Source organism: Paenibacillus sp. 3LSP (genome assembly GCF_032465655.1).
In the GTDB taxonomy this organism is placed as follows: domain Bacteria; phylum Bacillota; class Bacilli; order Paenibacillales; family Paenibacillaceae; genus Fontibacillus; species Fontibacillus barengoltzii.
In genome coordinates this window covers 42903-61782 of the sequence record NZ_JAWDJI010000244.1, presented here as the reverse complement: position 1 = coordinate 61782, position 18880 = coordinate 42903, and the positions used below count along the sequence as shown (strand labels likewise).

Here is an 18880-nt window from a genome sequence, read left to right as displayed (position 1 = left end):
AGTGCGATGGCGGGTTATCCACAGGCCTGAGTTATCCACATTCCGATTTCATGTTAAAAGTCGAAAGCTCATTTCTATTACTCTGACTTTCGTGTTGTTGCTGATTGTGGCGGTTCCATACGGTGCCGGGTCGGCGCATGCGGCGCAAGCGGGCAAGGGAAGCCGGTATGTGAAAGTCTCGGGAGGAGTGGATCATTCGCTGGCGCTTAGAGCGAATGGCACTGTCGTTGTCTGGGGATCGAATGCCCTTGGTCAATTGAATGTGCCGGCCGGGCTTGACAGGGTTGTGGCAATCGCGGCGGGTGGATATCATTCACTGGCTTTAAAGTCGGATGGATCCATCGTCGCTTGGGGGCGCAATAACTATGGTCAGACGAACGTGCCGGCTGGGCTTGACGGGGTAGTGGCAATCGCGGCGGGCGGATATCATTCGCTGGCTTTAAAGTCGGACGGAACCGTCGTTGCCTGGGGAGAGAATGAGTATGGTCAATCGAACGTGCCGGCCGGACTTGACGGGGTGGCGGCAATCGCCGCGGGATATCGGTATTCATTGGCTGTAAAGTCAGATGGATCCATCGTCGCTTGGGGATATAATAACTATGGTCAGACGAACGTGCCTGCAGGGACTGCGATGCCTGTCAAGGGAATCGAGATCGCAGCGGGGGTGGTTCACTCGCTGGCGCTGAAGTCAGACGGCACTGTCGTTACCTGGGGAAGTGATATTTATAATCAAACGAACGTGCCGGCCGGACTCTCTGATGTGGTGGCAATCTCGGGGGCGGAACCGTTTCGTTGGCGCTGAAGTCAGACGGCACCGTCATCGCCTGGGGGATCGACTCGGGAGATGACAAAGATTATGGTCAAACGGACGTGCCGGGCAATGACCTTCTGAGCGACCTGACGGTGCAGGAAGGCGATATCGACCCCGCGTTCTCTCCTTCGGTCACCGATTATACCTTCGACGACCTGTTGGTTTCGAGCGTGCATATCAAGGCAACGCTCGCCGACTCGACTTACGCCCAGCTATATGTCGACAACAAGCCGGTAGCCAGCGGCAGCACAGCGACGGTCAACATCTCGGGAGCGACGACAGTCATCCCGATTCGGGTGGAACCGTATTTGAAGCCGCCTCGTACGTATACGATCACCGTGCAGAGAGACGCTGCGCCTCCCGACGTTCAGTTCGTCGAGAACGGCAATCTGGAGCCTGCGAAAACGGCGGAAAGCATCGTGACTGTGAATGATTCGGGGAGTGGTGTTGACGCCGACTCCCTGCAATACGCCTGGACGCAAAGCACGGCTGTTCCCGCGAGCGGCTGGACTGCTTTTGCGAGCGGCGATATGTTGCAGAAGACAAGCGGAGACGGCGACTGGTACTTGCATGTCCGCGCGCAAGATCTAGCTGGGAATGTCGCTGACGCCGTATCGAACGTGTTTCGACTGGACAACACGGCGCCGATACTTACGCTGAACGGCAGCAATCCGATGAACATCCCGCAAGGCGAGTCGTATGTGGAACCGGGGGCGGTGGCAACCGATGCGATCGATGGCGAGATTTCCGAAATCGTGATTACAGGCGTCGTGGACACGACGCAACTCGGTCATTATCCGGTCCAATATACGGTCACGGACCGTGCAGGGAATACCGCGACAGTCACCCGCGATGTGTACGTGTACGACGGAGGGGAGCCGACGATTTATTTGAACGGACCGAATCCGATGACGGTGGAAGCGAACAGCCTGTTTATCGATCCCGGAGCAACGGCGCAGGATCTGCAGGACGGTGACCTCACCGCATCGATCGTGGTAACGGGAACAGTGGATACCTCGACCCTTGGCACTTATACGCTTGCCTATGACGTTTCCGATACCGAAGGCAATGCGGCTGTGACTGTGACGCGTACGGTCTATGTGAAGGATACGCAGCCTCCAGTTCTCACATTGGTCGGCGATCCCGTGATGAGCGTACCGTTTGGCGCAGTGTTTACCGATCCCGGAGCACAAGCGACCGATGCCTATTACGGCGACGTCACCCATCTTATTGTCGTAAGCGGAGCCGTAGATACAAACAGGGCGGGCGAGTATACGCTCCGTTACAATGTGGCGGATCCGTCCGGCAACGCCGCCTCGGAAGTGACACGCACGGTGACGGTCACCGCTCCTGCTGGATCCGGCGGCTCTGGTGGTTCTAATGGTTCTGGGGGTTCCGGAAATTCATGGAACTCGGAAACGGGAGGCGGGTCTGCGGCGCTTCATCAGGTGATCATCAAAATCAACGGCGAGGTCAAACGGGTCGACGCATCGTATGAATCGTCCGACGGGCAACGTATAACTCGGATTTTCCCGACGGCGGGGCAATTGTCCGAAGCGTTGACAGTTCAGCCGGACTATATTCGGATCGAAGCACAAGACATTGGAGAGGCGGTCAAAATGGACCTTCCGGCCGCCCCGCTGCTGCATGCGGTAGAGCTTCAACAGGACGCTTGGTTGGAATGGAGCGTCGATGGAAATAGGCTGCGCCTTCCGCTCCACGTCCTGCAGGGCGTTCCAAAGGAGGCAACCGTAACCTTTGGGATCGCTGCGGCAGTCGGTTCCCTCAGTGATACCGCGAACGGAGCAATTGCTAGTGTCGGTGGGGAGCAGCTGCTCCCTCAACCGGTCGTTTATTCGCTGGAGGACCATGACGGCAGCAGTGTGGATTGGGGCCGAACATACGCAACCTTGACGGCCGTTCTGCCCGAACCTGCCAATCCGGATCAAGCGACGGCTGTACGCATCGACAATCACGGGCACCTTCGGTTCGCCCCTTCCGTTTTCAGCAACGACGGTCTAGTGACGATCCGTTCGCCTTACGACGGTGCGTATACGGTGATCGCATCGGATCAATCGTTTGCGGATGTGAATGGGCATTGGGCGAAAGAGGATATCGTCCTGATGGCGAACAAGCTGCTGGTTGAAGGAAGAGGTCGGGACCGGTTTGTACCGGACGATAACATCAGCCGTGCTGAATTTGCCGCCATGCTCGTGCGGGCCCTAGGGCTGGACGATGAACCGAACGGAGCGACGCCTTTCCGGGACGTGACGCCGGGTGCATGGTATGAAGGAGCTGTCCGGGCGGCAAATGAGGCGCAGCTGATTGACGGCTTCGAGGACGGGACGTTCCGTCCGGCGCAACTCATAACCCGTGAACAGATGGCGGTCATGCTCGTCAGGGCGATGGAGTACGCGGGATCTGCGCCTACTGCCAACGGGACGTCGAAAACGTTCGACGACGCAGCAGACATCGCGCCATGGGCGGACGCAGCGGTAGATGGACTGACGGGAGCCTCCATCATCCACGGTTTGAGTGAGACGACATTTGGTCCCCGGGAACATGCGACCCGCGCACAAAGCGCTGCCCTGCTGAAGCGGATGTTGCAGGCGATGCAATTCATCAATCCGTAAGATCGTACGATGATTCAGGATTACAGGAGCTTCTCCAACTGGGTTAGCCAGGGGAGAAGCTCTTTTTTCTTTATATGGGAATTTTGCAAAAACGGGGTTTTCGTCAGTACAACACAAGGCGTTCACAAATGAAAGGAAAGCATGAATAGTATTTTTGCAAGGTTGTGGTATAATAAAAAAGTGTGTGAATGTCGGCTAAAAAGATAATATCCCACATCCTTAGGAGGATTGAAACCCATGCCATTAGTATCGATGACAGATATGTTGAACAAAGCGCTTGCCGGCAAATATGCCGTAGGCCAGTACAACATCAATAACCTGGAATGGACCCAAGCCATTCTTGCTGCAGCAGAAGAAGAGAAATCCCCGGTTATTCTGGGCGTTTCCGAAGGTGCTGCACGTCACATGGGCGGTTTCTACACCGTTGTTAAAATGGTGGAAGGCTTGCTGCATGACATGAAAATCACTGTACCTGTTGCGATTCACCTCGACCATGGTTCGAGCTTTGATAAATGTAAAGAGGCGATTGACGCTGGCTTTACTTCCGTTATGATCGACGGCTCCCATCATCCAATTGATGAGAACATTGCCATGACGAAGAAAGTGGTTGAATACGCACATGCCAAAGGCGTTTCGGTTGAAGCTGAAGTAGGTACTGTCGGCGGTCAAGAAGATGACGTTGTTGGCGGTATTCAATACGCTAAACTGGACGAGTGCGTCCGTATCGTTAACGAAACTGGCATCGATACGCTGGCTCCTGCGTTGGGTTCCGTTCATGGTCCTTACAAAGGTGAACCTAACCTGGGCTTTAAAGAAATGGAAGAAATCCGCGATGCTGTTAAAATCCCGCTCGTTCTTCACGGTGGGACAGGCATTCCAACGCATGATATCGCTAAAGCGATCTCGCTCGGTACTTCCAAAATCAATGTGAACACGGAGAACCAAATCGCGTTTACGAAGGCTGTTCGCGAAGTACTGGCTGCGAAACCAGATGTATACGATCCTCGTAAATACATCGTTCCTGGCCGTGACGCGATCAAAGCTACGGTTGTTGGGAAAATCCGTGAATTCGGCTCCAACAACAAAGCTTAAGAATCAACATCAAGCGTGTGCGCCGTACTCCTGTCTTAGGCGGGTTGCGGCGCAAACTTTAGGACGGACAAGGGATTGGACCGTTCAGCTGAATAAGGTGACTTGGAGAGCACACCGCCTAGACGGTGTCTTTCCATTTCTGCCGCTAAAAATCATGGGCTTGTGTACCGACGCAAATACGTAGGGGGATCCTGGACTTATGGAGAAATTAATGATTCGTGGCGGACGTCCGCTGCGCGGAAGCGTTTCGATCAGCGGTAGCTGTCGAAGCAGCCGCTGATGCCGGACCAACACCAGCCAGCTGCACATCAGCGCCTTCATAGCCATCGAGTCCGCGCAGGACGGCTTGCTGTTCGGCATCCACCGCCGTCATGATCAGAATTTTGGAATGTGAACGATTTAGCATCGATAAGAACAACTCCTTAGTCCGTGGACAAATTCACTCTTCAAATTATAAAACGCTGCTGCAGGAAAACCAAGTCAGGTTATTCGTCATCACCAAACCCGACTGCGCCAAGTGTGAAGAGCACTGACCTAAGCAAAAAAACCCGCCTTCGCTAATCACGAAAACGGGTCTGCAACACATGTCCGTTTTAGGCTCTTTGGTATTGAACCGGGCGCTCTAAGGTTGTGTTCAGAGCTTTAGCAGCATCATATGCCCAATATGGGTGGCGCAGCAGTTCGCGGCCTAAGAACACCAGATCAGCTCGCCCGTTGCAAAGTACTTCTTCGGCATGGGAGGGATCGGTGATCATGCCAACCGCACCCGTGGCCACCTCAGCTTGACGGCGGATTTGTTCCGCCAGGTTCACTTGATAGCCCGGAAACGCTTGAATTTGTGCCGGGACCAATCCGCCAGAGCTGCAATCAATCAAATCCACGCCCTGCGCTTTCATTCGGCGGGCATAATCGATATATTGTTCCAGCGAATTACCTTGCGGATCGTATTCATTCGCCGAGACCCGAACAAACAGCGGACCGGACCAAACCGAATTGACCGCCTCGATCACTTCGCCCAGCAACCGGTAACGGTTATCGGCGTTTCCGCCGTACTCATCTTCCCGATGGTTGGTCACCGGCGAAAGGAATTCATTCAGCAAATACCCATGGGCTGCATGGATCTCAATCACGTCAAAACCGGCTTCCTTCGCGCGACGTGCCCCATCTCGGAAGCCTTCTACAATCCTGCGAATATCCCCGGATTCAGCAGCTTTTGGCGTTTTTTTGTCTGGAAACGGAATCGCCGACGGAGCGATGATCGTTTCCTCAAGCTCCGCTTTCCGCCCAGCATGGGCGAGCTGAATCCCGATTTTCGCACCATTGCGGTGCACTAGATCAACCAGCTCCTTTAACCCGGATACATGTTCATCGCTCCAGATGCCAAGATCTCGATACGAAATCCGTCCTTCCGGCAGAACGGCTGTCGCTTCAATAATGATCAAGCCAACGCCGCCGACGGCACGGGATGCGTAGTGAACTCGGTGCCAATCCTGGATTTTTCCGTCCTGATCGTGGGCAGAATATTGGCACATGGGAGCCATGACGATCCGGTTTTTGAACGTAACCTGTTTGATCGTATATGGGCTAAATAGTTGGGCGTTCATCTCGACCACTCCTCCTTTTGGATTGGGGGTTAATAGAATAAACCTATGTCATTTCCATGTTAGACAATCGGATTATAACTTACAAGTACGTACTAAATTGTTCTATAGTATAGTTTTTGATACTGTTATCCGATCCATACTTCTTGACCCTGAAGCAGGAATCGGTTAAGATAGCTAACGAATTGTTCCCTAGGGTTCCGCGGCGGATCTGCCGGCCGGACTGGTCCAAGAGGGAACGCGCGGCGCTTCATAGGCCGTGGACACGGAGGGACAAAAGCCCGGGAGATATCGCAAGGTGATATCTTTCGGGTTTTATTTTTTGTATAAAGGAGAGGGGCATACGCATGAAACGCGATTGGGGCTTGGTCGGCGTTGCCGGCTTATTTGAGATCGGTTGGGTCATCGGCCTGAAGCATGCCGGGGATGCGCTCAGCTGGGTAGGGACGGCAATCTGTATCGGGATGAGCATGTATTTGTTGATCTTATCCGGACGACGGCTTCCGATTGGCACGGTCTATGCCGTGTTTACGGGGATCGGTACGGCAGGGACGGTGATTGCGGAGATGGCGTTGTTTGGGGAACCGTTTCGTTGGGCCAAGCTGCTGCTCATTTTGCTGTTAATGGTTGGTGTCATCGGCTTGAAGCTGGTGACCGATGGGGAGAAGCAGACGGAAGGAGGAGCGTAAGCGATGGATTGGATTCTGCTGGTGCTCGCTGGATTTGGCGAGGTGCTGGGCGTGATTGGGATCAACAAAATCAACACTCGTAAGAGCCTAGGGGCGTATGTCTGGATGGCCGGCGGTTTTTTGCTTAGCTTCCTGTTTCTGACCTTGGCGATGCGAACCATTTCCATGGGGACGGCCTATGCGGTATGGACAGGTATCGGTACGGCGGGAAGTGCTATCGCGGGGATGCTGCTTTATGGTGAATCTCGCGAGTGGCGGCGATTGCTGTTTATTGCCTTTATTTTAGGGGCTGCAATGGGGTTAAAGCTCATCAGTGAGTAGGTGGAACTAGCTTCAGGATCGGTTGGATTGATGTCGATTGGGATATATTAAGGAAGGTTCCATTGACATCAATCCAGGCAGAAACGGAGTGAAACTGAACGAATGGGCGATTTTTGGCACGCCGTCAAAAAGAGACGAAGCATTTATGCCATCGGGAAGGACATTCCCATTACTGAAGAGCGGGTAAAGGAGATTGTAAGCAACGCGGTGCTCTACACGCCATCTTCATTTAACTCGCAAAGTGCTAGAGTGGTTGTATTGTTTAATGCGCAGCACGAGAAGCTTTGGGACATTACCAAGGCAACATTGCGCGAAATAGTTCCGGCGGACAACTTTGGCCCAACGGAAGAGAAGATGGCTTCCTTCCGGAGCGGCCGCGGTACCGTATTGTTCTTTGAGGACCAGACGGTGATTGAAGGGCTGCAAAAGCAATTTGCCTTATACGCTGAGAACTTCCCGGTGTGGTCAGAGCAATCCAACGGCATGCTGCAATATGTTGTTTGGACAGCCTTGTCGGATGAAGGCGTCGGCGCGTCGCTCCAGCATTACAATCCTTTAATCGATGAGGAAGTGCGGAAGGAATGGGGCGTACCGGAAAGCTGGAGGCTGATTGCACAAATGCCGTTTGGCAAGATCGAGGCTCCGGCAGGCGACAAAGAGTTTGCGCCGATTGACAACCGAATGAAGGTGTTCAATTAATCCAAAAAAGCGTTTGGCTCAAAGGCCAGACGCTTTTTTCTTAGGCAATTCATCCCGCTGAGGAAGCAGAGGTCAACCAGATGTCTTTAAAGTCCATCCAGCCAAGATTGTTGATCGCAACACCGCGAATGGAAGGGTGGACATACGTGTTCAACATGCTGTGCACCAGAAAAGTGACCTGCGCTTCATCTTGCAGGCGATATTCGATTTGCTGCAGCAACACCCGCCGTTTCTCAGGACTTCTGGACGCAAACACTTCATCCACCATGCTGAACACCCAACGGCTTAATTCCGGCGGCATATGCAAACGGATGTAGCTGTCTTCCTGCAAGAAGCTTTCCAACTCGCACACTTCATCCTCAGCGAAGACGAGGCATAAGAGGACGGCATCGGCTTCAAGGGCAGCCGTTCTTGCCATATCGCCTTTTTCATATTTCACAATCTCAACCGGAATTCCGATCGTTTCGCATTGGGCTTGAATCCATTCAGCTTCTTCTCGATCGAGATGATGGGCTGCCAGGCGGATCGGCACACCATTATAACCGTGCGCCTCCAGCAGCTGTCTTGCGGCGGCCGGATCGTGCCGATGAACCCCCAGGATGGTGTCTTCGGTGGGTTGGAAGCTACGTGCCGGATAACCGGATTTGCCCGTAGCTTGGATCAGCCCGGGGCGGTCAATCGCCAGGTTAATCGCCTGCCGAAACGCCAGCGATTGTTGCGGCCCCAGTCGGTTGCGATTCCAAGAAATTAGGCTGCAGCCCCGTCTTAAGGTCTGGATTCGATTCCAATCGTCCCCGGCTTTGGTGGGAACCCGTGAATCGTTGACGATTAGCTGCTCCCATCTCAACTTGGAGGAATTCGGAATATCGTCGGGCAGAAAGACCAGGGTGACGCCGTCCAAATAAGGCCGCCCGAGAAAATATCCCGCATGGACCTCAAGCTCCATCCGGTTCAAGCTCCAATGCGTGAGTCGGAACGGGCCGGTACCGCTTGGAAACTGCCAAAACGCCGTCTCGTCCTTACCGAGTAAATCGGCAGGTAGTATCGAAGCGCACGAGGAGCAAAACAGGCGAGGGAGCAGCCAGTTCGGTTGATGCAGCCGAAACAGAACCGTTCGCGTATCCAAGGCTTCGATCTGATCAATGCTGGATACCAGCCAGCGGTTGGTTGAGACTTCCCTCAGCCGAGAAAAGGTGAAAACGACGTCCTCGGCGGTGAGCTCTTTTCCATGATGAAAACGCACGCCTTTGCGCAAATGGAACGTCCATACCGTCCCAGTCTCATCATGATCCCAGTGATGGGCGATCATGCCGGTCACTTGACCGATCGTCTGGTCGTATTGCACCAGCCGATCGAAGATTTGCCGAACGAGGTGGGAATCCAAGTCGTAAATCAGCTTGGCCGGATCCAGCGTAAACGGAGCTTTATATACCGGCAGTCGAAAGATGTCACGGCAGCTTTGGCCTGCGGCGAGCTGTCGTTCCGCGCCGAACTGGTCATTTAGCCACTGAATAAACCGCTCTCGCGCATGGATATCGCCTTCGTGCTGATGAAGGAATTCGAAGGCCAAGCGGTATTCCCCTTTTTCCGCCAGCCTTTGGGCCAGATCGATAAGGAAATTTTCCCGATTCACCCGAAACACCAGACGGGAGCGGTGCCCGCGACCTCGACCCGGCGACCAGTCGATCAGACCTTCCTCCTGCAGCTTACGAATGACCAGCTTAGCGTTCCGCTCCGTACAGTGAAACAACTTCGTTAAATCCTCCAGCGCGACCTCAACTTCGCGAGGCTCTGCCGAATCGCCGATTCCCTCCGCATAATGATTCAGCAACGCTAAATAACGTTCTGCGGTTAACACGACCATACACACCTCCATACCCCCCCGTCCTCCTTGCAAACGGCAAAAGGGGAAATGACTTTGAAATAGTATACTCTTTTTCTTCCTGCTTTTGAAGAAGATAATGGAAATAACAAAAGGGTCGGTCATGGCCACCCTGGAAGCAAGGAGGTTATCCCATGAATTATCTGGATTTTTATGTAAGAGAGCGGGAGATTAAAGAGTTCCATCAGTCGTTGAGAAGACCGGGCACCCCTAACGGCTTGGAGGGGATGACCCTGCCCAAGCGACCGGTCAAGAAGCGGAAACAAGCGAGCGGTATGGGGAAGGTGCTGCGGTCGATCTTGAATATGTTTTATTGATCACAACCTGACAAGGAAAATGCCTGCATCATGAGATGCAGGCATTTGGTTTATCAAGAGGTCCGTTCAGCGAGAACTTCTTTGAATTGCTCGGTTAGCAGTGGAACGATTTCGAATAGATCGCCGACGATGCCATAGTCAGCTACCTTGAAAATCGGTGCTTCCGGGTCTTTGTTAATGGCAATGATCACTCGCGACTGGCTCATGCCAGCCAGATGCTGAATTGCACCGCTGATCCCACAGGCGATGTAAATCTCTGGTGTGACGACTTTCCCCGTTTGGCCGATTTGCAGCGCATAGTCGCAGTAGCCGGCATCACATGCGCCGCGCGAAGCACCGACAGCGCCGCCGAGGGTGTCTGCGAGTTCCTCCAGCACTTTAAAGCCGTCGGCGCTTTTCACGCCGCGTCCTCCGGATACGACGATCTTCGCTTCGGTGAGATCGACCTTGCCGGATACTTTTCGCACCACATCCTTGAGGATCGTGCGCAGGGTTGCAGGCGGAGTAAACTCCAGCGGTACGAGCGTCCCTGGGGCAGAGGCAGGGGCTGCAGGGGAGAAGTTGTTGGGCCGAATGGTCACGATACCCGTGCCATCTGTCAGTTCTTTTTGCTCGAAGGCTTTCCCGGCATAAAGGGGACGCGTGAACACAGCCCTGTCGCCGTTCTTGGTGAGAGCGGTCGCGTCAGAAATTTGGCCGCAATTTAGCTGGGCCGCCAATTGAGGTGAGAGATCGCGGCCGATGGCGGTATGACCAAGCAGGATCAGTCTCGGTTCTTCCGGCAGTACAGCTAGGGCTTGCAGCACTGCTTCAAAGGCCAACTCCGGCTGATAGGCATGGAGTTCGGCATGATCCAGGATGAGCACTTGGCCCTCCACATGGCGGCTCAGCTCGGCAGCAGCATCATCCAGCTGATGACCCAGCAGTACCGCTGTAAGACGGTCGCTTTCGCCACGCAGCGTGTTTGCAACGTGAAGCGCTTCCAAAGAGACTTGACGAAGTTTACCATCCTTCGTTTCGACGATCACCACGTACGTTTTGCTCATGATTAACGCCTCCTTCGGGTTAAATGACTTTTGCTTCAGAGCGCAGCAGTCGCACGAGTTCCGCTGCCTGTTCGGCAGGTGAACCGGCAAGCAGTTTGCCAGCTTGGCGGGCCGGCGGAAGGGTGAGGCCAAGCCGTTGGGTTTTAGGGGCGATGTCGGTTTCGTTGAGTCCAAGATCAGAGAGGGTCAGTTCACGGAACGGTTTCTTCTTCGCTTTCATAATTCCGGGGAGCGATGGATATCGTGGTTCGTTTAAGCCTTGCTGGGCAGTGAATACTGCGGGTAATGCAACTTCCAGCGTTTCTGCGTCACCTTCCGCATCCCGTACGACAGTTGCCCGATCTCCGCCTACGGTCAACTCCGTAATCGATGAGACGTGGGGAAGTGAGAGCAGCTTGGCAAGCCGCACAGCGACTTGACCGGCGCCGTTGTCGACGGAGAAGTTGCCGCCCAAAATGAGGTCATAGCTTAGTGTTTGCAAATAGGCGGCGAGCAGGCGGGAGATGCCATATTCATCCGTATCGATCGTTTCCGTGGCGATTCGCACGGCTTCATCGGCGCCCATCGCCAGCGCAGTGCGCAGCGCTTCGGCCGCTCTTTCCGGGCCTTGCGACACGACCGTCACCGTACCGCCGTGGGCTTCCTTCAGACGCAGCGCTTCCTCAACCGCATATTCGTCGTAAGGGTTAATGACGAACTTGACGCCGTCCTCAACAACTTTTCCGTCGGTGAGGACGATTTTTTCCTCCGTATCGAAGGTTTGTTTCAGGATGACAACGATATGCATGCGGGCCAACTCCTTTCAAATTCAAGAATGTTTCCCCTCAAGTACATGCTAACGCTTGCCAGCGCACTTATTGGGTTGTTATGAAGTGAGTTTCAATTCTAACGCTGACCCGTAACGTTATTGGCATGATTTTGGGGGATTTGCCTCAAAAACGAGCAAATCAGCTTCGTGTCAAGCGTTATATGTTGCAGATGTTAATTTTGCTGCGAATAAGGTTGATCACAAGCGTTAGAGCAGATTGGATAGGTGGGGTATTGCTCAAAAATAACGGCTCACTTCTTAAGTGCACGCAGGAAAAAGTCCACCGTGTTCTCCACCTGAGCGGATAGGGAGTACTTCATGCCAGAGATCAGCCAAGAGGTTACGACTTCGTCCAAGGCTCCAAAGATCAGCTGACGGGATAGCTTGGTGTCCAGGTTGTCGCGGAACGAACCTTCCTCGATCCCTCTCTTCAAGATATGCTCGATCAGCGTGATATAGGGCTTTACCGCCAGACCGATCGCCTTGCGCAGTTCGAGGGAGCTTTGTCGCAGCTCGATTTGCGTCACGTACGCAAAATTTACGTTCTGCTCCAGATGAGTGAAGTGAATTTCACACACCTTTCGCAACGCTTCTTCGGCTGTGCTCGTCTCGGCGATGTTCTGATGGAACAGCTCAACCAGCTTGCCCAGTCGATCCTGGAAGAGGGAGATCAGGATATCTTCTTTATTTTTGAAATATAGATAAATTGTGCCGTCCGCGACTCCAGCTTCTTTGGCGATTTTAGAGACTTGGGAGCCGTGGAACCCGTTCTCTGCAATGACTTTTTCCGCTGCATCCAAGATCATTTCAAATTTTTCCTGTTTCCTACTTGTCATCGAGCCACCTCAATGCTAAAATTTAAAACAACTGAATGAACCGTCATTCATTTTCTTAATCTTAGGGGAAAAACTTACCGGTTGTCAAGGGACGTTCCTTAAGATTTTTCATTTCACTCCATGTTGTAACCGTTTACCCCTGTTCACTTGTACGAGAGCCATCTTCCATCGTGTCAGGAACACATCGCAATACTGAAGCACACGAACCTCAGCATTTCAATAATCTCTCTTCATGTACGTAGCAACTTTTCCCGCACACATTGACGCACTTGAACCACCAGCGATCTCTTTTTCTCATAAGAAAATATTCGAAGGAGGGACGCCTTCTCATGGTTACGTTCTGGCTTACGCTAAACGCTCTGCTGTTTGCCGCCGTTACGGGATACGCCATTTATGTGTTCTATCAGGCCGTGTTCCGTCGTTACCTTTACCTGCGGCTAGGCCGACCCACCAACTTCCGTGCTAGGCGAGGGGGAGACCAGGGGGAATTCTGGTCACAGGTATTTGGGCAGAAGAAGCTGCTCAAGGATCGAAAAAGCGGTTTGATGCACATCGTTGTGTTTTACGGATTTATCGTGTTGCAATTTGGAGCGATTGATCTGATCGTCAAAGGGGTATCGCGCGGCGGGCATCTGCCACTACCGGCTTACGAGCTGTTCGGCTGGTTCCAGGAGTTTACCGCACTGGCTATCCTCATTGCGATGGGGTACGCCGCCTATCGCCGTTATATTGAAAAGCTGCCGCGACTCAAAAAGGGTTGGAAACCCGGAATCGTTGTAATTTTCATCTATGCGTTGATGGTATCCGTTCTGCTGTCATTAGGGTTCGAACGTGTATGGATGGGGCTGGAGTTTTCATGTTACGCCCCGGTCTCGTCAGCCATTGCTGCAGTATTCACTTGGTTGCCTGAAGCTGTTGCAGAAGCTGTATTTTACGTATTCTGGTGGCTGCACTTATTGATCTTGCTTTCTTTTCTCGTATACATCCCTCAATCGAAGCACTTCCATCTCATCACTGCACCTATTAACATCTGGCTGCGCCGCCGGGAACCGCATGGCAAGCTGCAGAGCCTGGATCTTGAAGACGAAGAAGCCGAAAGCTTCGGAGTGGGCTGCATCGAGGATTTCACGCAAAAGCAAATGCTCGACTTCTACGCCTGCGTGGAATGCGGGCGCTGTACCAGCGTCTGCCCGGCGGCGAGCACCGGTAAAACGTTGTCGCCGATGCATCTGATCACGAAGCTGCGCGATCATCTCACCGAGAAGGGCGCCGCCGTTACGGGCAAATCGCCGTGGGTACCGGCGAATGTATTTGGCTCGGACGGCGTCCATGCGGTGGCGGCAGGCGTGGCATCTGCCGCACCGGACTGGGGGCGCGCCTCGGGCATCACCGACATTCGCCCGACGCTGGACTGGCAGAAGGCGGCTTGGCAGCCAGCCGCTCAAGGTAAAGCAGTCACCGAGCTTGAGCTGATTGGGGATGTCATGACCGAAGATGAAATTTGGGCCTGCACGACCTGCCGGAACTGCGAGGATCAATGCCCAGTGGGGAATGAGCATGTTGACAAAATCGTGGACCTGCGCCGTCACCTGGTCCTCATGCAAGGCAGCGTACCTGCAGAAGGCCAACGGGCGATGCAAAACATCGAGCGCCAAGGCAATCCTTGGGGCATCAGCCGCAGCGACCGCGCAGCCTGGACGGGCGAGCTGGAGGGCATCCCTGTGCCAACAGTGAAGGATAATCCGTCATTTGAGTATCTGTATTTCGTCGGCTCGATGGGTTCTTATGATCTGCGCAGCCGTAAAGTGACGCGGGCGTTTGTCCGGCTGCTCCACGAAGCGGGCGTTAACTTCGCCATTCTTGGCAACGAGGAACGCAACTCCGGAGATACGCCGCGCCGAATGGGCAATGAGTTCTTGTTCCAACAACTGTGCCATGAAAACATTGCAACGTTCCAACGGTACGGCGTACGTAAAATCGTTACGGCTTGCCCGCATACCTTTAATACATTGAAAAACGAATATCCCGAATTTGGCTTGGAGGGAGTGGAAGTGCTGCACCATACACAGTTGCTGGAGCAGTTGATCCGCGAAGGACGATTAAAGCCGACTCACCAGGTCAACGAACGAGTGACTTATCACGATTCCTGTTATCTTGGGCGGTATAACGGGGTTTATGATGCGCCGCGTGAGGTGCTGCGGGCCGTGCCCGGGGTGGAGCTGGTGGAGATGAACCGGTCCCGAGAGAACGGGATGTGCTGCGGAGCAGGCGGCGGGCTGATGTGGATGGAGGAAACCGACGGCAAACGAATTAACTTGGCCCGCACGGAGCAGGCATTGGAGGTGGGTCCGAGCATGATCAGCAGCGCTTGTCCGTATTGCCTGACGATGCTGGAAGACGGCACCAAGCTTAAGGAAGTGGAAAGCCAGGTGAAGGCGCGGGACATTGCTGAGATTTTAGCGTTATCTGTGTTTGGTGAACAGGCGGCGGATCCGGTCCCCGCATGATCTCAATGAATTTTGAAGGACCTAGGAGGTAGATCAAATGAACAAACCGATCCGAAAAGCAGCCGTTATCGGCTCCGGTATCATGGGCTCCGGCATCGCTGCCCAACTGGCGAATGCGGGCATCTCCTGCCTGTTGCTTGACATTGTTCCGCAGCGATTGAGCGACGAGGAGATGGCCGCAGGGTTGACGCTTGACCATCCGTCCGTACGCAATCGCTTAGCAATGTCGGCGATCGCCGGCCTCTCCAAGACAAAACCCGCACCGTTATATGACAACGCTTTCGCGGAGCGAATCACGCCGGGCAATTTGGAGGATCATCTGCACCAGATTGCGGATGTGGATTGGGTGATCGAGGTCGTAGTCGAAAACCTCGCCATTAAGCAGCAACTGCTCGCTCAGGTCGAGCGCCATTGGAAGCCGGGGATCATCGTCAGCTCCAATACGTCGGGGATCTCGATCAACGCGATGGTTGAAGGACGGTCCGAGGAATTCCGCAAGTCTTTTCTTGGAACCCATTTCTTTAATCCGCCGCGTTATATGAAGCTGCTGGAGATCATTCCGGGTCAGACGACCGATCCGGAGTTGGTTCAAAGCTTAAGCCGTTTCTGCGAGCAGAAGCTGGGAAAAACGGTCGTGCTGGCCAAAGATACACCGAACTTTATCGCTAACCGCATCGGCACATATGGCCTGCTCGTGACGCTGCGCGAGATGGCCGAGAAGGGGTACACCGTTGAAGAGGTGGACGCCGTGACGGGACCTGCCATGGGCCGTCCGAAAAGCGCCACCTTCCGCACCTTGGATCTGGTCGGCTTGGACACCTTCCTGCATGTGGCCGACAACGTGTATGCGAACGTCTCGGACGAAGCGGAGAAACAGGTGTTTGCTGCTCCAGCTTCCCTGAAGGATATGGTATCGCGGGGCTGGCTCGGTGAGAAGAGCGGGCAAGGCTTTTACCGCAAAATCAAAGGGGAGAAGGGCAGCGAAATTCTGTCCTTGAACCTGCAGACGATGGAGTACGCACCGCAGCGCAAGGTGAACTCCGCTTCCTTGGAGGCCGCCAAGCTGGCGAAAGGGGCAGCTGCCAAGACGAAGGCCCTGCTTGGCACGCAAGACCGCTACTCGCAGCTCGCCTGGGATGTGCTGAAACAAGTGCTGATCTATTCCGCCGCCAAACTGGGGGAAATAGCGGATAACATCCGTGATATCGACGAAGCGATGAAATGGGGCTTTAACTGGGAGTTGGGCCCGTTTGAAACATGGGATGCCATCGGCTTAGTGCGTACCGTTGAGAAGATGGAGGCGGAAGGGCTGACGGTACCGGCCTGGGTGAAGGACTGGATCGCACAGGGCAACACTTCGTTCTACAAAAAAGAAGGGGGCTCCCTCTTCCAAGCCGCCGCCCGAGGTTACGCACCAGTCAAGCTGCCGCCGGAACAGATCTCGCTTCGCGACTTGAAGGCGCAGAATCGAGTGGTGCGCAGCAACAGCGGCGCCAGCCTGATCGATCTTGGCGACGGCGTGGCATGCTTGGAGTTCCATTCGCCGAACAACGCGATTGGGGCAGATATTTTACAGATGATCTCGCAGAGCATGGATGAGGTGCGGGCTAACTTTGAAGGGCTGGTCATTGCAAACCAGGGACGTAACTTCTGCGTTGGCGCCAACCTGATGCTGCTGCTGATGGAAGCGCAGGACGAGGAATGGGACGAAATCGATGACATTATTCGTCTATTCCAGAACACGATGTACCGGCTGAAACGGTTTGAAAAGCCGGTGATAGCGGCACCGCACCGCATGACACTGGGCGGCGGCGTGGAGGCATGTATGCCGGCAGATCAGGTTATCGCCGCTGCTGAAACGTATTACGGGCTCGTTGAAGTGGGCGTCGGCCTGATTCCGGCGGGCGGCGGCTGTAAGGAGCTGGCGCTACGGGCCAGCCAACAGGCGATGTTGGCAGAGGCTGATTTACAGCCCTACATCAACCATTACTTCCAAACGGTAGGGACTGCCACAGTGTCCAGCAGCGGTCATGACGCCAAACGGCTTGGGCTCATGAAATCTACCGACCGGGTGGTGCTAAATCCCGACCATTTGATTTACGAAGCGAAGCAGGCCGTATTAAAGCTGGCGGGAAGCGGATATGAGCCCATTCCCGAGACGAAGTTCCGCGTTGTCGGCTCCGAAGGCAAAGCGGTACTGCAGCTAGGCGCGCTTGGCATGTACGAGGGCGGTTATATCAGCGATCACGATCTGCTGATCGCCAACAAACTCGCCCATGTGCTTGCTGGAGGCGACGTGCCCGCCGGAACGCTGGTAACCGAGCAATATATGCTTGACCTAGAGCGCGAGGCATTCCTGAGCTTATGCGGTGAACCAAAGACGCAGCAGCGCATGCAGCACATGCTGAGCAAAGGCAAACCGCTGCGGAACTAAACGAGGGGGAGGATGAAATTAGATGAAGGAAGCTGTGATTGTATCCATGGCCCGGACGGCGGTGGGCAGAGCCAAGAAAGGCAGCCTGGTCCAAACCCGCGCCGATGACTTAGGTAAAATCGTGCTGGAAGCCGCCATTGAGCGCGCACCTGGTCTGAACAAAGAAGATGTCGAGGACATCATCATCGGCTGTGCCATGCCGGAGGGGGAGCAGGGACTTAATTTTGCGCGGATCATGGCGCTCTACGCCGGGTTCCCGGTCACGGTGCCTGCCATCACCATCAATCGCTTTTGCTCTTCGGGTTTGCAGGCGATAGCCTTTGCTGCGGAGCGGATTATGCTAGGTCAGGCTGACGTGCTGATCGCCGGCGGCGTGGAAAGCATGAGCCATGTGCCCATGACCGGGTTCAAGGTGTCGCCCAACCCGCGGATCGTTGCGGAAATGCCGGAGGTCTACATCGCGATGGGCCATACGGCGGAACGCGTTGCCGAACGCTTTGGCATCTCCCGGGAAGATCAAGATCGGTTCGCTTATGTATCCCATCAGAAAGCTGCTCAAGCGATCGCCGAAGGCAAGTTCAAGGAGGAGATCGTCCCGTTTGAGGCAGAGCTGCGCAGCTTGGATGAGCGTGGGAAGGTCAAAGTGAAGCGTTTTGTCTTCGACACCGACGAAAGCGTCCGCAGCGACACGACCCTTGAAGCTTTAGCGAAGCTGAAACCCAGCTTCAAGCAAGGTGGAACCGTGACGGCAGGAAACTCCTCGCCGATGAACGACGGGGCAGCCGCAGTCGTCGTCATGAGCCGGGAGAAGGCAGATGCGTTAGGGCTTCAACCGTTGGCAACGTTCCGTTCGTTTGCGGTAGCGGGCGTGGAGCCGGAATTGATGGGCGTAGGACCCGTCAAGGCGATTCCGAAGGCGCTGGCAGCTGCAGGGATCACGCTGGACGATGTGGATCTGTTTGAAATCAACGAAGCGTTCGCCTCGCAATGCGTCCACGTGATACGCGAGCTGGGTCTGGATGAGAACAAAGTGAACGTCAATGGCGGCGCCATTGCTCTCGGACATCCGCTCGGCTGCACCGGGACGAAGTTGTCGATATCCCTGATTCATGAACTGCGCCGTCGTGGCGGCAGATACGGGGTCGTGTCGATGTGTATTGGCGGCGGTATGGGCGCGGCCGGCGTTTTTGAAGTTAACCCTTGA

At 54.4% G+C, this 18880-nt stretch carries 16 protein-coding genes and 1 riboswitch; of the genes, 10 read left to right on the top strand and 6 right to left on the bottom strand.

The window, feature by feature from the left end; genetic code table 11:
- The first annotated feature begins 94 nt into the window (after positions 1-94).
- The 3 genes from RW092_RS21720 (at position 95) to fba (ending at position 4536) form a co-directional block, all read left to right on the top strand.
- A complete protein-coding gene (locus RW092_RS21720; protein ID WP_316011264.1) occupies positions 95-802 on the top strand; it encodes an RCC1 domain-containing protein in 708 nt (235 codons plus the stop codon).
- Positions 793-3444: an immunoglobulin-like domain-containing protein gene (locus RW092_RS21715; protein ID WP_316011263.1), complete on the top strand. Its 2652-nt coding sequence runs from the start codon at positions 793-795 to the stop codon at positions 3442-3444. Before RW092_RS21720 ends, RW092_RS21715 begins: the two co-directional genes overlap by 10 nt.
- 237 nt (positions 3445-3681) lie before the next feature.
- Positions 3682-4536, top strand: a complete 855-nt coding sequence (gene fba, locus RW092_RS21710; protein WP_009226822.1) for a class II fructose-1,6-bisphosphate aldolase — start codon at positions 3682-3684, stop codon at positions 4534-4536.
- A gap of 208 nt (positions 4537-4744) precedes the next feature.
- On the opposite strand, the gene RW092_RS21705 is transcribed toward fba, so the two are convergent.
- Complete coding sequence (locus RW092_RS21705) at positions 4745-4942, bottom strand: hypothetical protein (RefSeq protein ID WP_316011262.1); 198 nt, start codon at positions 4940-4942, stop codon at positions 4745-4747.
- Between the two features lie 187 nt (positions 4943-5129).
- Complete coding sequence (gene namA / locus RW092_RS21700) at positions 5130-6140, bottom strand: NADPH dehydrogenase NamA (RefSeq protein ID WP_316011261.1); 1011 nt, start codon at positions 6138-6140, stop codon at positions 5130-5132.
- Between the two features lie 178 nt (positions 6141-6318).
- Positions 6319-6427, top strand: a riboswitch (guanidine-I (ykkC/yxkD leader).
- Between the two features lie 57 nt (positions 6428-6484).
- Between namA and RW092_RS21695 the strand changes: the two genes are divergently transcribed.
- The 3 genes from RW092_RS21695 to RW092_RS21685 all read left to right on the top strand — a co-directional run bounded on the left by RW092_RS21695 (position 6485) and on the right by RW092_RS21685 (position 7846).
- Positions 6485-6826 carry a DMT family transporter gene (locus RW092_RS21695; protein ID WP_016312270.1) on the top strand — a complete coding sequence of 114 codons (342 nt, stop codon included), beginning with the start codon at positions 6485-6487 and terminating at the stop codon, positions 6824-6826.
- 3 nt (positions 6827-6829) lie between these two features.
- Complete coding sequence (locus RW092_RS21690) at positions 6830-7147, top strand: DMT family transporter (RefSeq protein WP_028538826.1); 318 nt, start codon at positions 6830-6832, stop codon at positions 7145-7147.
- Between the two features lie 102 nt (positions 7148-7249).
- Positions 7250-7846: a nitroreductase family protein gene (locus RW092_RS21685; RefSeq protein ID WP_085279018.1), complete on the top strand. Its 597-nt coding sequence runs from the start codon at positions 7250-7252 to the stop codon at positions 7844-7846.
- Between the two features lie 49 nt (positions 7847-7895).
- Here the strand turns inward: RW092_RS21685 and RW092_RS21680 are convergent, their stop codons facing one another.
- Positions 7896-9722 carry an ABC transporter substrate-binding protein gene (locus RW092_RS21680; protein WP_232228327.1) on the bottom strand — a complete coding sequence of 609 codons (1827 nt, stop codon included), beginning with the start codon at positions 9720-9722 and terminating at the stop codon, positions 7896-7898.
- Between the two features lie 140 nt (positions 9723-9862).
- Between RW092_RS21680 and RW092_RS21675 the strand changes: the two genes are divergently transcribed.
- Positions 9863-10045, top strand: a complete 183-nt coding sequence (locus RW092_RS21675) for a hypothetical protein (RefSeq protein WP_127575448.1) — start codon at positions 9863-9865, stop codon at positions 10043-10045.
- Positions 10046-10098: 53 nt separating this feature from the next.
- On the opposite strand, the gene RW092_RS21670 is transcribed toward RW092_RS21675, so the two are convergent.
- The 3 genes from RW092_RS21670 to fadR form a co-directional block, all read right to left on the bottom strand.
- Positions 10099-11091 (bottom strand): electron transfer flavoprotein subunit alpha/FixB family protein, encoded by a 993-nt coding sequence (locus tag RW092_RS21670; protein WP_316011260.1) that lies wholly within the window; start codon positions 11089-11091, stop codon positions 10099-10101.
- Positions 11092-11110: 19 nt separating this feature from the next.
- Complete coding sequence (locus tag RW092_RS21665; RefSeq protein WP_316011259.1) at positions 11111-11878, bottom strand: electron transfer flavoprotein subunit beta/FixA family protein; 768 nt, start codon at positions 11876-11878, stop codon at positions 11111-11113.
- 272 nt (positions 11879-12150) lie between these two features.
- Positions 12151-12735, bottom strand: a complete 585-nt coding sequence (gene fadR, locus RW092_RS21660; protein WP_028538832.1) for a fatty acid metabolism transcriptional regulator FadR — start codon at positions 12733-12735, stop codon at positions 12151-12153.
- A gap of 329 nt (positions 12736-13064) precedes the next feature.
- On the opposite strand from fadR, the gene RW092_RS21655 reads away from it, so the two are divergent.
- Genes RW092_RS21655 through RW092_RS21645 form a run of 3 tightly spaced genes read left to right on the top strand, consistent with a single transcriptional unit; the run spans position 13065 to position 18880 of the window.
- Positions 13065-15242, top strand: coding sequence for a (Fe-S)-binding protein (locus tag RW092_RS21655; RefSeq protein ID WP_316011258.1), 2178 nt, complete (start codon positions 13065-13067; stop codon positions 15240-15242).
- 37 nt (positions 15243-15279) lie between these two features.
- Positions 15280-17676 carry a 3-hydroxyacyl-CoA dehydrogenase/enoyl-CoA hydratase family protein gene (locus RW092_RS21650; RefSeq protein WP_016312261.1) on the top strand — a complete coding sequence of 799 codons (2397 nt, stop codon included), beginning with the start codon at positions 15280-15282 and terminating at the stop codon, positions 17674-17676.
- A 22-nt stretch (positions 17677-17698) separates the two neighbouring features.
- Positions 17699-18880, top strand: a complete 1182-nt coding sequence (locus tag RW092_RS21645; RefSeq protein ID WP_316011257.1) for an acetyl-CoA C-acyltransferase — start codon at positions 17699-17701, stop codon at positions 18878-18880.